Below are 12,795 nucleotides of genomic sequence, written 5' to 3' on the forward strand. Positions count from 1 at the left end.
GGCAGGACCGTACGGTTGCACTCGGGATCCAGGTTTTTCCGACGGGTCAGATGTTTTTGATCATTCGGCGCATGACCTTGAGGGCCACGACGTATTCCTCGTCCGGGATGCCGTCGTGGATCTGCGCTCGCAGCTCGGTGACCAACTGTGTGATCCGGCGCTGTGCCGCCCGGCCGTCGTCGGTCAGGTGCAGCCGTCCGGTCTCGTCCGCGACGATCCAGCCGCGGTGCAGGAGCTGGTCGACGGCGCGCGGGACCTCGTGCGGACCGTCGGCGACGCTCGCCAGTTGCGCCGCCACGGTCTCGCGGGTGAGCCCGTCACCGGCGTCGACCCGGGTGAGCGTCCACCACTGCGGCTGGGTGACGTCGATGGTGGCCATCGCGTCGCGCAGCCGGGTGACGACGGCCTGGTGCAGGGCGCCGCTCCAGTAGCCGACGGGCTGCGCGGCGAGGCCGTCGTCAGCGGCAGAGGGGTTGGCGGTGGCGGGGTTCATCGGGCCATCGTAGTGACGCCGCGGTCACCTCGCCGTGGCTGGCTCGGCGCCGGTGGGCAGCCGGCCGATCGACGACCCGACCTGCATGCGACCGACCGTCCTCATCGGAATCCGGGTCGGTGCGCCGCACGCCGATCCGGTAACGTCCCTCCCTCGCTGAAGATCGACGGGGGAGAATGAGGATGGCAGTCCGACATAGGCGTGGCGCGATGGTGCTGGCTGCGGCGCTGGTCCTGACCGGAGCGGGGGTCGCCGTCGTGCGAGACGGGCCTGCGGTCGCGGAACCGCAAGCGCAGGAACCCGCCCATGAAGCGACAGTGACCGCGACCGCGAAGCCCCAGACGACGAAGACGAAGGCGAAGGCTGCCGCCGACGCCCGCACCCAGATCCGCGCCAACGGCGCCGCTCTGCGCTCCGCCCCGGGCGAGGAATACCACCCCACCAGCACCGTGACCGACGACGACGGCGCCCAGCACGTCCGGTTCCAGCGCACCCACCAGGGCCGTCCCGTCCTCGGCGGCGACGTCGTCGTGCACTCCGGCGCGACCGGCAGCTTCGCCGGCGCCACCGTCGCCCAGCAGCAGGCCATCGACGTCCCGGCGACCGCGAAGGTCAGCCGTGCGCGAGCGCTGAAGGCGGCCGGTCAGCCCCGCGGCAGCGCCCGCCAGGTGGTCGACGCCATCGACGGCGAGCCGGCTCTGGCCTGGGAGGTCACCGGCGGCGGCAAGGTCACTGTCATCGACGCGGGCACCGGCGCGATCCGGCGCGGCTGGGACCTGCTGGAGACCGCCGAGTCCGGAACCGGCCACGGCCTGCAGGTCGGTGACGTCGCGCTGAGCACCATGCGGCGCGCCGACGGGACGTACACGCTCGTCGACCCGGATCGCGGTGGCAACACCGTCCGTGACGCGCTGAACCAGCGTTACACCTCGAAGCCGGGCACGTTCGCCGAGTTCACCGACGAGGACAACGCCTGGGGTGACGGCAGCGGCGCCGATCGCGCGACCGGCGCCGTCGACGTGTACTACGGCATGACCCGCACCGCGGACTATCTGCGGGAGACGTTCGGCCGCGACGGCCTGTTCGCCGACGGCAAGGGCGTCACCGCGTACGTCCACCACGAGGTCGACCAGGCCAACGCCGCGTGGAACACCAACTGCAAGTGCATGATGTTCGGTGACGGCGCCCCGCCCGGCAAGCCGTTCACCACGCTCGACGTGGTCGCCCACGAGATGGCGCACGGTCTCACCCGCGCCACCGCCGACCTGGTCTACTCCGGCGAGTCCGGTGGCCTCAACGAGTCCAGCAGTGACATCTTCGGCACGCTCGTCGAGTTCGCGGTGAACAGCCCGGCCGATCCGCCGGACTACCTGGTCGGCGAGAAGACCGAGACCCGGGCCCCGGCACTGCGGGTGATGGACGAGCCGAGCCGGGACGGCGAGTCGGCCTCCTGCTGGTCGCCGACCGTCAAGGACCTCGACGTGCACAACTCGTCGGGGATCGGCAACAAGTTCTTCTACACCCTGGCCGTCGGCAGTGGCGTCTCGTCGTGGGGCGACAGCCCGCCGTGCGGGGACGCCGCGCCGGTCACCGGCCTCGGCAACGACCGTGCCGCGCAGATCTGGTACCGGGCGCTGACCGTCTACATGGTGTCGAACACCAACTACGCCGGTGCCCGGGAGGCGACCCTGCTCGCGGCCGCCGATCTCTACGGCCCGGACAGCATCGAGCGCCGTACCGTCGACGCGGCGTGGGCGGCCGCCGGGGTGGACGGTTCCGGGGCGGTTTCCGGAAGCGCGCCGCAGATCGCGCCGTTCGCCGACTCCATGCCCGGCCCGCGCGTCGGCCACGCCGTGCAGCTGCGGGCCAGCGCCCGCGAGCCGCAGGGCCAGCCGGTCACCTTCAGCGCCGACGTCCTGCCGCCCGGACTGACCATCTCCCCGGACGGCCTGATCAGCGGCACACCCACCACCCGTGGCGAGTACATCGGTTACGTCATCGCCACCGACCCGGACGGTAATGCCGACCGCGAACTCTTGTTCTGGGTGGTGAAGGGCCCTCCGGTGCTCAAGCAGCGGATCGGCACGGGCAATCTGCAGCTGGGCGTCAAGGGCTTCTACAGCGTGCTCTTCGAGGACGCCCCCGACTATCGGAAAGACCCGGAGAAGTCGGTGACGGTGACCGCCGAGGGTCTGCCGGACGGGCTCACTCTGCGGCTGTTGTCGGGGAACTGGGGTGCGGCGACCGCCATCGTCGACGGCATCCCCACCACCGCCGGGTCGGGCACCACGGTGGTGACCGCCACCGACATCGACGGCGACCAGACGACCGTGTCGGTCCCGTGGACGGTCACTCCCGCGCAGGTGCCGGCCGTCCCGGCCGCGGTGCGTGTCACCCCGGGCAGCGGCACCGCGCTCGTCGCGTGGGACAAACCGTCGTCCGGCGCGCTGCCGACCGGCTACGTCGTCCGGGTCTCGCCGGGTGCCACCACCACGCTGGACGCCGGCGCCCGTTCACTGCGGGTGACCGGTCTCGACGTGCTCAGGTCGTACACGATAGGGATCCGCGCGACCAGCGCGGCCGGTGACGGGATCGAGCACGTCTCCACGCTGACGCCCGCCGGCGTACCCCTGACCGTCTCACCGCCCACGGTCAGTCACGGGAAGGCGGCCGTGCTCACCGGCAAGGTCCTGCGGTCCGGCACCGCCGCGACCGCCGGCGCGACGCTGACCCTGGAACAGCGCCCGGCCGGCCGGACCACTTGGAGCCTGGTCGCAACGGTCAAGACCGACGTGAAGGGCGTCTGGCGTTCCACGGTGAAACCGGCCACGACGACCGCCTACCGGGTCCGGTTCACCGGCCTCGCCGGCATGTGGCCGGCCACCTCGGCGACCCGGACGCTCACCGTCCGTCACACCGTCACGATCAAGGCGAGCACGACCAAACCCAGGGCCAACAAGAAAATCAAGATCTACGGTACGGCGAAGCCGGCCCGTGCCGGAGTCAAGATCACGCTGCAGCGCAGATCGGGCTCACGCTGGGTGACGGTCACCAGCGTGAAAACGGCGGCCAGCGGGGCGTACACGTTCTCCCGCGCGTTCAAGCGTGGCACGTGGACGCTGCGCGTGGTGGCCGGCGGGAGCGCCTCCAACGCGTCCGCGACCAGCTCCGCGATCACTCTGAAGGTCAAGTAGCCCCGGGAGCGTGCGGGCCGGCTCTCGGGAGCGCCGGTCCGCACGCTCCCGCTTTTGCTGGTTGTGACAAAAGTTGATGCCGATCAATGCAAAAGATGGACGCGGACATTCAAAACTTTTAATGTCCCGGTAACAAACGGCCAGCTTCTCGCAGGGTCTGGCCGCCCGTCATCCCGTGGGGCCTCGGGCTCTTCAGCGCTGTCGCATGCCCGAAATGTCCCGATAAGAAGGGACCATTCATGCCGGCTGTCCCTCCCGACCTTCCGTCGTACCGAAGAAAAGCCCTAGCCTGCGCGGCGATCCTGGCCGCCGCCCTGCTCGTGGCGCCTGCCCCGGCCGCCGCCCACGACATCGACCCGAACAGCTTCCAGCAGGTCACGCTCGCCAAAGGCGAGCCCGAAGTGGGCGAGCCGATGAGCCTCGCCGTGCTGCCGGACCGCTCCGTGCTGCACACCGCGCGCAACGGCACGCTGCGGCGCACCGACGCGGCCGGCGCCACCGCCGTGGTCGGTACCGTCCCGGTCTACTCGCACGACGAGGAGGGTCTGCAGGGTGTCGGCGTCGACCCCGGTTTCGCCACCAACCGGTTCGTCTACCTCTACTACGCACCGCCGCAGAGCACCCCGGCCGGCGACTCGCCGGACACCGGCACCGACTTCTCCGCGTGGCAGGGCGTCAACCGGCTGTCCCGGTTCACCCTGACCGCGGACTGGAAGCTCAGCGCGGAGAAGGCCGTCCTCGATGTGCCGGCGTCGCGCGGCATCTGCTGCCACGTGGGCGGGGACATCGACTTCGACGCGGCCGGCAACCTCTACCTGTCCACCGGCGACGACAGCAACCCGTTCCAGTCCGACGGCTATGCGCCGCTCGACGAGCGCGCCAACCGCAACCCGGCCTTCGACGCCCAGCGGTCCGCGGGTAACACCAACGACCTGCGCGGCAAGATCCTCAGAATCAAGATCAACTCCGATGGTACGTATACCAGCCCGTCCGGCAACCTGTTCGCGGCGGGAACGTCCGGGACGCGTCCGGAGATCTACGCGATGGGCTTCCGCAACCCGTTCCGGCTCAGCGTCGACAAGCCGACCGGTGTCGTCTACGTCGGCGACTACGGCCCGGACGCCGGCGCTACGTCCACCCGCGGCCCGGGTGGCCAGGTCGAGTTCAACCGGATCACCGCCCCGGGCAACTTCGGCTGGCCGTACTGCACCGGCACGAACACCGCGACCGAGACGTACGCCGACTACGACTTCGCGGCCGGCACGTCCGGTGCCAAGTACGACTGCGCCGGCGGCGCCACCAACAACTCGCCGCGCAATACCGGCCTGAGCAAGCTGCCACCCGCGAAGCCGGCCTGGATCCGGTACGGCGGTGACGCCGGCACCCCGCCCGAGTTCGGCACCGGCTCGGAGTCCCCGATGGCCGGACCGGTCTACCGCTACAACGCCGCCAACCCGTCGGCCACCAAGTTCCCGGCCGACCTGGACGGGCACTTCTTCGCCGGCGAGTTCGGCCGGGGCTTCATCAAGCCGATCCACCTGAACGCCGACGGGACGATCAACGAGATCGCGACCTTCCCGTGGAACGGCAAGCAGGTGATGGACATGGCGTTCGGCCCGGACGGCGCCCTGTACGTGCTCGACTACGGCACCGGCTACTTCAACGGCGACGCGAACTCGGCGCTCTACCGCTACGACTACGTGGGCGGCGGCAACAAGGCGCCGACCGCGGTCGCCACCGCGGACAAGACCTCCGGCCAGGCGCCGCTGGCCGTGGCCTTCTCCTCGGCGGGCTCCTCCGATCCGGAGGGTGGCGCGCTCAGCTACGCGTGGAGTTTCGGGGACGGCGGCACGTCGACCGCGGCGAACCCGTCGCACACGTACACCACGAACGGCACGTACAACGTGACGCTGACCGTGACCGACCCGCAGGGCGCGAGCGGCACCGGTGGCGTGCAGGTCGGGGTCGGCAACACCGCGCCCGCTGTCACGATCACCACGCCGGCCAACGGGCAGCTGGTCAGCTTCGGCGACACCGTGCCGTACAGCATGACCGTGACCGACCCCGAGGACGGCACGGTCACCTGCGCCCGGGCCAAGATGACCTATGTGCTCGGGCATGACCAGCACGGTCACCAGATCACCTCGTCGATTGGCTGCACCGGCAGCATCACCATCCCGGTCGACGGCGAGCACGACTCGGCCGCGAACATCTTCCCGATCTTCGACGCCGAGTACGCCGACAACGGTGGCCTGATCACCCACAAGCAGCACGTGCTGCAGCCGCGGCACCGGCAGGCCGAGCACTTCAAGACGTCGGCCGGGGTGAACGTCTTCGACAAGCCGGAGGCCGAGGGCGGCAAGACGGTCGGCAACGTCGAGAACGGCGACTGGATCGCGTTCGACACGTACAGCCTGGCCAACGCGAGGACGCTCAGCGCCCGGGTGTCGTCGGGCGGAACCGGTGGCACGCTGCAGGTGCGGGCCGGGTCGGCGACCGGGACGGTGCTCGGCTCGGCGACCGTACCGGTGACCGGCGGGTGGAGCGTCTTCACCGACGTCAGCACGGCGATCACGAATCCGCCGGCCGGCACCACCACGCTGTACCTGACGTTCGCCGGTGGGGCCGGGGCGCTGTTCGACGTGGACGCGTTCACGTTCACCACCGGCGGGACGGGCCCGGTGCCGGGCTTCGCCGGCAAGTGCCTCGACGTCAACGGGGGCGCTGCCGTCGACGGCACGAAGATCCAGCTCTGGACGTGCAATCAGTCGCCCGCACAGCAGTGGGCCGTGAACGGGCAGGTGTGGCGCAACCCGGCCTCCGGCAAGTGCCTGGACGTGGCCGGGGGAGCGACCGTCAACGGGACGAAGGTCCAGCTCTGGACGTGCAACGGCTCCGCCGCGCAGAACTGGGTCGCCTATCCTGACAAGACCGTACGAAATCCGCAGTCCGGCCGTTGTCTTGATGTTTCTGAAGTCAAGTCGACCGACGGTCAGCAGATCCACATCTGGGACTGCCTGGCCGCCGCCAACCAGCTCTGGAGCGTGCCGTGATCCGCTTTCTCGCCGCCGCCGTGGTCGCCGTCTTGACCAGCGCTGTCGCCGTCGCCCCCGCGGCCGCCGCGGACAATCCCTACGACGTCCTGGTCTTCTCCAAGACCGCCGGATTCCGGCACGACTCGATCGCCGCCGGCACCCAGGCCATCCGTGACCTCGGCGCGGCGAACAACTTCACCGTCACCGCCACCGAGGACGCCACCGCGTTCACCACGGCCAACCTTGCCAAGTATGAAGCGGTCATCTTCCTGAACACCACCGGCGACGTGCTCGACGCGACCCAGCAGACCGCGTTCGAGTCCTACATCCGCGCCGGCGGCGGGTACGCCGGGGTGCACGCGGCCGCCGACACCGAGTACGACTGGCCGTTCTACGGCGACCTGGTCGGCGCGTGGTTCGCCTCCCACCCGGCGATCCAGCAGGCGAACGTCAAGGTCGAGGACCGCGCGCAGGCGGCCACCGCGCACCTGCCGCAGACCTGGACGCGCACCGACGAGTGGTACAACTACCGCACCAATCCGCGCTCCACCGCGCACGTGCTCGCCACCCTCGACGAGAGCTCGTACTCCGGTGGCGGGATGGGCGCCGACCACCCGCACGCCTGGTGCAAAACGGTCAGCTCCGGCCGGTCGTTCTACACCGGCGGCGGGCACCTGATCGAGTCGTACGCCGACCCGGCCTTCCGCGCCCACCTGCTCGGCGGCATCCGGTACGCGGCCGGTCGCTCCGATGCCGACTGCCGCCCGGAGACCGGGTACACCGCGCTCTACAACGGCTCGACCACCGGCTGGTCGCAGGCCGGGCCGGGCGGGTTCACCAACACCGATGCCACCCTGTCGTCGACCGGCGGGATGGGCCTGTACTGGTACTCGGCGAAACAGTTCACCAACTACTCGCTGAAACTCGACTGGCGGCTGACCGGCGACGACAACTCCGGCGTCTTCATCGGTTTCCCGGCGTCGGCCGACCCGTGGTCCGCGGTCACCAACGGCTACGAGATCCAGATCGACGCCACCGACACCGCCGACCGCACCACCGGCAGCGTCTACACGTTCCAGTCGGCCGACCTCACGGCCCGCGACGCCGCCCTCAACCCGCCGGGCGAGTGGAACACCTACGAGATCCGGGTGGAGGCCGAGCATCTCCAGGTCTTCCTCAACGGAGTCAAGATCAACGACTTCACCAACCCCGATTCCGTACGATCATTGGCCGGCTACATCGGCCTGCAGAATCACGGCGACGCGGATCACGCGTCCTTCCGCAACGTCCGCATCAAGGAGCTTGGTGGGTCGACCGGCACCGGGCCGGTGCGTGGTTTCGCGAACAAGTGCCTGGACGTCAACGGCGGCGCCACCGCGGACGGCACGAAGATCCAGTTGTGGACGTGCAACGGGTCGGGTGCCCAGAACTGGTCGGTCAGCGGCCAGGTCTGGCGCAACCCGTCCTCCGGCAAGTGCCTGGACGTGGCCGGCGGCGCCACGGCCAACGGCACGAAGGTCCAGCTGTGGACGTGCAACGGGTCGGCGGCGCAGAACTGGGTCGCCTATCCGGACAAGACGGTGCGCAATCCGCAGTCGGGCCGGTGCCTCGACGTGTCGGAGGTGAAGTCGACGGACGGCCAGCAGATCCACCTCTGGGACTGCCTGGCCGCCGCCAACCAGCTCTGGACCCTGCCCTGACCAGCCTGACCTGTTGAAATAGCCGGCCCATCCGTGATTTCGCGGGTGGGTCGGCCTTGTCCGCGCGGGGAATCCGGTTACGCTGCGTGGATCATTTCGCGGCGATCTGTTCGGCGACGATCGTTCCCGCGACGATCGTTCCCGCGACGATCGTTCCCGCGACGATCGTTCCCGCGACGATCGTTTCCGTGACCATCGTTTCCGTGACCGAGAGACAGGGCCCGAGCATGCGGCTTCCGAAGGTGCGGCGCGTGACCGGCGTGCTGGCAGTGACCGGCGTTCTCCTCGCCACCACAGCGGGCCCCGCCCTGGCCGAGGGAGTCCACGAGGGCAACCCGGTCTCGGTCGCCTTCCCCGACCTCGACGTACCGGTCGGCGGCTCCGGCGTCGATCCGCTCGGCCCGAACATCTGGTCCACGATCGGCCCGACGACGCTGACCGAAGCAAAGGTCACCTACCACCTGACCGGCCTCAAAAACGTCCACCTCACCCCGAGCAAGGACGGCGGCGGCGACTGCACCCAGCCGTCACCGACCCGGGTCACCTGTACCGACCCGCGCGACCTGTCGTTCGAGGGCGAGACGATCGAGCTGTACCTGCCCGTGGTGGTGACCGCCGCCAAGTCCGCCACGGCCGGCGACACCGGCCAGGTGACCATCACGTTCTCCGCCAAGGGCGTCGCCCCGATCACCGGCACCAGCAAGATCCGCGTCACCGGCGACCGCTCGAGCCTGCCGGTCACCGGCTCGACGACTGCCCTGCTCGGCGCCATCGGCGTGCTTCTGCTCGGCATCGGCGCCCTGGGCGTGCTGGCCGCCCGCCGCCGGGTCCGCTTCGTCAGTTAGGCCCGCGCGCCACGGCAGGCTTCATCAGTTAGGCCCCGCGCCGCGGCAGGTTTCGTCAGTTAGGCCCCGCGCCGCGGCAGCCGGTGCAGGCGGACCTCGGTCAGGTGCCCGTCAGCCGCGACCGCGGTGAGGTAGGTGCAGTCCGGCTGCCGCCGCCGATCCGTCGGCGACCCGGGGTTCAGCAGCCGCAGTCCGCTCGCCGTGGTGCTGTCCCACGGGATGTGCGAGTGTCCGAAAACGAGCACGTCCGTGTCGGGAAACGCGGCCGCGCACCGTTCTTCCCGGCCGGCAGCCGCCCCGGTCTCGTGCACCACGGCCAGCCGCACCCCACCGACCTCGGCCCGCGCCACCTCCGGCAGCCGCGCCCGCAGCGCCGCCCCGTCATTGTTGCCATAACAGCCGATGAGCCGGGCCGCGCGCCCCTCGAGCGCATCCAACAGCTCGACTTCAACCCAGTCACCCGCGTGCACCACAACATCCGCGGCCTCGACAGCCGCCCACAGCTGCTCCGGCAGGTCCCGAGCCCGCTTCGGCACATGCGTATCCGCCATCATCAGAATCCGCACCCCACCACCCTAACCGCGGACCAGCGCGCTCAGCTCGTGAGCCGGTGCAGAAGGCGGCGCCATCGACCACCCCGTGGCGGTCTGCCGGAAAAGCCGTGCCACCCCGCCTCCTGAATGGCGTCATCGTCGAGCGCCGCACGATCGACACTCCACGCTCCGGCTATGCGCAGCACCGTCTCCTCGGTGGGCGCGTTCTCGGACCACGTGTCCCATTCCTCGGTGTCGTCGGGCGGCACGACACCGACGTGAGCCGCTTTTTCGGCCGGAGTGGGGCTGCCGATCGCGAGCATGACCTCGTCGGACTCCCCGAGGTAGCAATAGGCCCGAGTCACTTCGCCATTCACTGCGCGGGCCCAAGCGTGATATTCGACGACGCGTTGAGTTCCGAAGAACTGCACCTCGCCCAGCTCGTGGCTCAGCGCACCCAGCTTCTCGGCGAAGTCCGGACTTGTGGCGTCGAGCCCCATGGCGTCCGGGCTGTGTGTGAGAGTCCAGCCGCCGATCGCCGGCAGACATACACGCCCTCCCGATGGGCGAGATCGGTGCCCGTCCGGAACGGCATCCGCGTCCGGGTACTCAATCCGAGCGCGTCGGCCACCTGCTCAGGCCCACGATCGCGCACCGTGATCCAGCAGGTCTTGTATGCGAAGCCCACCACGAGATCGTCGTACTGCGCTGCGGTTCATCGCGTCACAAACCCGCGCTTCCCCACGGCCGAACCGGCTGGGTCAGTGGTTTGGGCCGGCGAATTATCGCGGCAACACCTAGGGAGACGACGAGCCAGGGGAGGGCCATCGACGGATTGGCAACGCAGCATTCCACCGTGAATCCGACCAGGAGAACGACGAGCAGGCTCAGAGCGCGAAAGGCCACCGGACCGCGGCGCCGACCGACGATCCACAACAGGTTCATCGACAGCCAACCGGCCAGCAGATGAAAGACCGAGGAAAAGAGTCCCGTCATCAGGTCGTCGGCGGACAGCACGGTCGCGGTGCCCGCCGTCTGAGCCAGCCAGTAGACCAGAGTCCACGTGGTGACCCACCGGACATATATCTCCTTGGGCCATTCCGCATACCACTTCGGATAAGTCGGCTCATCCCACATCAGTCAGCGCCCTGAGCAGCGCAAATGGATCGGCATCGCCGGCTGATGATCATGGGCAATGATCATTGGCGACACCGTTCGCCCATGGGTAACGCCCGGATAACGCTTCAAGCGGGTCGGTGCGCCGATTTCGCGGCCTGATCCCCCTCGCCCGCATGCGCCGGAGGGTTCGCCGCGCGCCCAGCCAGCGTCGAACTGCACCACTGGCGCTCGCCGCGGGTGTCCAGCGAGCCCCATGGTCCCTGAACCGGCCGTGATACCACCATGAGCGCTCGCTGGTCCGGCTCGGCGAGCGCTCATGGTGGTTGTAGCAGTCATGAAACGACGTCCTTTGGCCTTCGTGTGCTGACCCGCGCCGGCGAGGCCCGCCCATCAACCGGTCGACCCCCACCCGCCGTCGCGCCGCACACTCCACACCCCGTCCGCGATCTCGACGAGGCCCGACCCCGGCTCGACGGCGATGGCGCGCAGGATGTCGACCCCCTCGCTGGGGTCGGGCCTGGTCTCGTCGAGCAGCACCCGCAGCCGCTTGTCGAGCACGCGCCACCACTGCTCACGGTTCATGCTGCGCCTCCGGCCTCGGTGACCGCGGCGCCCGGGACACGGAGTCGGCCGAGCGCCGCCGTCGGCCCTCAGTCTGGGCGGAGGGTGCGTGAACACTGAAGGAGTGTTCACGCTGAACACGGGTACCGTGAACACGTGACTGAACCGGTGTATCGAGACATCGCCAAGGCGATTCGCGCTGACATCGAGGCGCGCCGCCTGGTCGAGGGCGACCGCCTGCCGACCGTGCGGGAGCTCGCGCAGCGCTTCGGAGTGCCGACCGGGACCGTGTCCAAGGCCGTCGACATCCTCCGCGCCGACGGAGTGATCGTCGCCAAGCACGGCCGCGGCCTGTATGTCCGCACGTTCGGGCGCATCCTTCGTTCGTCGCCCGGCCGGCTCTCGCAATCCTGGTGGGCCGAGGGCAAGTCGATTCAGGACCACGACACCAGCGGGCGCCTCCGTGTTGTCAACGTGGTCGTCCAGGAAGAACCTGCCTCCGAGGACATCGCGGCGGCGCTCGGCGTGCCGGTGGGCGCCGCCGTGCTGACCCGGGCGCGTCGCTTCGCGATCGAGGATCGGATCGTCCAGACCGCGACCAGCTACATCCCGCTGGACGTGGTCGCCGTGGCACCCGAGGTGGCGTATACGGGTCCCGGCCCGGGCGGCATCTATGCCCGGATGGCGAACGCCGGCCTGGGGCCGGAGACGTTCCGGGAGACGCTGGTGTGCCGGATGCCGACGTCGGCGGAGGCGGAAGCGATGGCTCTGCCCCGGGGCACACCGGTGGTCGCGATCACCCGGCACGCCTACACCGGCGAGCGGCGCTGCGTCGAGGTCAACACCATGGTGCTGGATTCCAGCGCCTACGCCCTGGAATACGCCTTCGGCGCGTGATGCCGGCATAGGCGCGGCCGACATCCTGAGCGTTTCTGCTGACTCAGCGCGGTGCCAGGTCCGGCGAAGGTTGGCGGTTTGGTGGAGGCAGGCTCTCCACCAGTGACTATCCGGTTGTGGACGGCATGGCCTGTCTGCGGTGGGGTGGTCCGGCTGGTTCTTGTGGTGGCAGTACCCGTTCGTGCCGGTGGGTCGGTAGGGATCCGCGTTCGGCGGGTTCCGAGGGCGGTTGCAGGACGCGATCGGGTGCTGCGGACTGCTGTCGCCCACCTGGGGGCGGCAGCAGTCCGCGTAAAGGCACCGCGTATCGGTACCGCCCCCTAAATCGGTCGTGAGGCGACCATGAGTGCTCGCTGGATAGCCGCGGGCGGGCACTCATGGTGGTTGTAACGGTCGCAAGACGACGATGGCTGCTCGC

General features: G+C 69.5%; 10 protein-coding genes. 5 read left to right on the plus strand and 5 right to left on the minus strand.

What is annotated here, in order from left to right; all coding sequences use genetic code 11:
- Positions 1-46: 46 nt before the first annotated feature.
- Positions 47-493, minus strand: coding sequence for a MarR family winged helix-turn-helix transcriptional regulator (locus tag Apa02nite_RS49170; protein WP_203831313.1), 447 nt, complete (start codon positions 491-493; stop codon positions 47-49).
- Positions 494-675: 182 nt separating this feature from the next.
- On the opposite strand from Apa02nite_RS49170, the gene Apa02nite_RS49175 reads away from it, so the two are divergent.
- From Apa02nite_RS49175 to Apa02nite_RS49190, 4 genes are all read left to right on the plus strand, one after another.
- The gene (locus Apa02nite_RS49175) at positions 676-3,687 is read left to right on the plus strand and encodes a M4 family metallopeptidase (protein ID WP_203831314.1); all 3,012 of its coding nucleotides are present in this window, start codon (positions 676-678) and stop codon (positions 3,685-3,687) included.
- Positions 3,688-3,926: 239 nt separating this feature from the next.
- On the plus strand, positions 3,927-6,740 hold the full coding sequence (locus tag Apa02nite_RS49180) for a PQQ-dependent sugar dehydrogenase (RefSeq protein WP_203831315.1): 2,814 nt from the start codon (positions 3,927-3,929) through the stop codon (positions 6,738-6,740).
- Positions 6,737-8,422, plus strand: coding sequence for a ThuA domain-containing protein (locus tag Apa02nite_RS49185; protein WP_239165117.1), 1,686 nt, complete (start codon positions 6,737-6,739; stop codon positions 8,420-8,422). The genes Apa02nite_RS49180 and Apa02nite_RS49185 overlap by 4 nt, the downstream gene beginning before the upstream one ends.
- A gap of 203 nt (positions 8,423-8,625) precedes the next feature.
- The gene (locus tag Apa02nite_RS49190) at positions 8,626-9,267 is read left to right on the plus strand and encodes an LPXTG cell wall anchor domain-containing protein (protein WP_203831316.1); all 642 of its coding nucleotides are present in this window, start codon (positions 8,626-8,628) and stop codon (positions 9,265-9,267) included.
- Between the two features lie 59 nt (positions 9,268-9,326).
- Here Apa02nite_RS49190 and Apa02nite_RS49195 read toward each other — a convergent pair whose 3' ends face one another.
- From Apa02nite_RS49195 to Apa02nite_RS49210, 4 genes are all read right to left on the minus strand, one after another.
- On the minus strand, positions 9,327-9,821 hold the full coding sequence (locus tag Apa02nite_RS49195) for a metallophosphoesterase family protein (protein ID WP_373873110.1): 495 nt from the start codon (positions 9,819-9,821) through the stop codon (positions 9,327-9,329).
- A gap of 41 nt (positions 9,822-9,862) precedes the next feature.
- Positions 9,863-10,300 (minus strand): hypothetical protein, encoded by a 438-nt coding sequence (locus Apa02nite_RS49200; protein WP_203831318.1) that lies wholly within the window; start codon positions 10,298-10,300, stop codon positions 9,863-9,865.
- 223 nt (positions 10,301-10,523) lie between these two features.
- A complete protein-coding gene (locus tag Apa02nite_RS49205) occupies positions 10,524-10,937 on the minus strand; it encodes a hypothetical protein (protein ID WP_203831319.1) in 414 nt (137 codons plus the stop codon).
- A gap of 372 nt (positions 10,938-11,309) precedes the next feature.
- Positions 11,310-11,501 (minus strand): hypothetical protein, encoded by a 192-nt coding sequence (locus Apa02nite_RS49210; RefSeq protein WP_203831320.1) that lies wholly within the window; start codon positions 11,499-11,501, stop codon positions 11,310-11,312.
- 135 nt (positions 11,502-11,636) lie between these two features.
- Here Apa02nite_RS49210 and Apa02nite_RS49215 point away from each other — a divergent pair, with 135 nt between their 5' ends.
- Positions 11,637-12,377: a GntR family transcriptional regulator gene (locus Apa02nite_RS49215; RefSeq protein WP_203831321.1), complete on the plus strand. Its 741-nt coding sequence runs from the start codon at positions 11,637-11,639 to the stop codon at positions 12,375-12,377.
- The last annotated feature ends 418 nt before the right edge of the window (positions 12,378-12,795 follow it).

It is taken from the genome of Actinoplanes palleronii (assembly GCF_016862315.1).
GTDB classification, from domain to species: Bacteria; Actinomycetota; Actinomycetes; order Mycobacteriales; family Micromonosporaceae; genus Actinoplanes; species Actinoplanes palleronii.

What these genes read in the sequence shown, in the direction of transcription:
- Apa02nite_RS49170 (WP_203831313.1), bottom strand. Translation starts at nt 493, where the DNA reads ATGAACCCCGCCACCGCCAACCCCTCTGCCGCTGACGACGGCCTCGCC.
- Apa02nite_RS49180 (WP_203831315.1), top strand. Translation starts at nt 3,927, where the DNA reads ATGCCGGCTGTCCCTCCCGACCTTCCGTCGTACCGAAGAAAAGCCCTA.
- Apa02nite_RS49175 (WP_203831314.1), top strand. Translation starts at nt 676, where the DNA reads ATGGCAGTCCGACATAGGCGTGGCGCGATGGTGCTGGCTGCGGCGCTG.
- Apa02nite_RS49205 (WP_203831319.1), bottom strand. Translation starts at nt 10,937, where the DNA reads ATGTGGGATGAGCCGACTTATCCGAAGTGGTATGCGGAATGGCCCAAG.
- Apa02nite_RS49195 (WP_373873110.1), bottom strand. Translation starts at nt 9,821, where the DNA reads ATGATGGCGGATACGCATGTGCCGAAGCGGGCTCGGGACCTGCCGGAG.
- Apa02nite_RS49200 (WP_203831318.1), bottom strand. Translation starts at nt 10,300, where the DNA reads ATGGGGCTCGACGCCACAAGTCCGGACTTCGCCGAGAAGCTGGGTGCG.
- Apa02nite_RS49210 (WP_203831320.1), bottom strand. Translation starts at nt 11,501, where the DNA reads ATGAACCGTGAGCAGTGGTGGCGCGTGCTCGACAAGCGGCTGCGGGTG.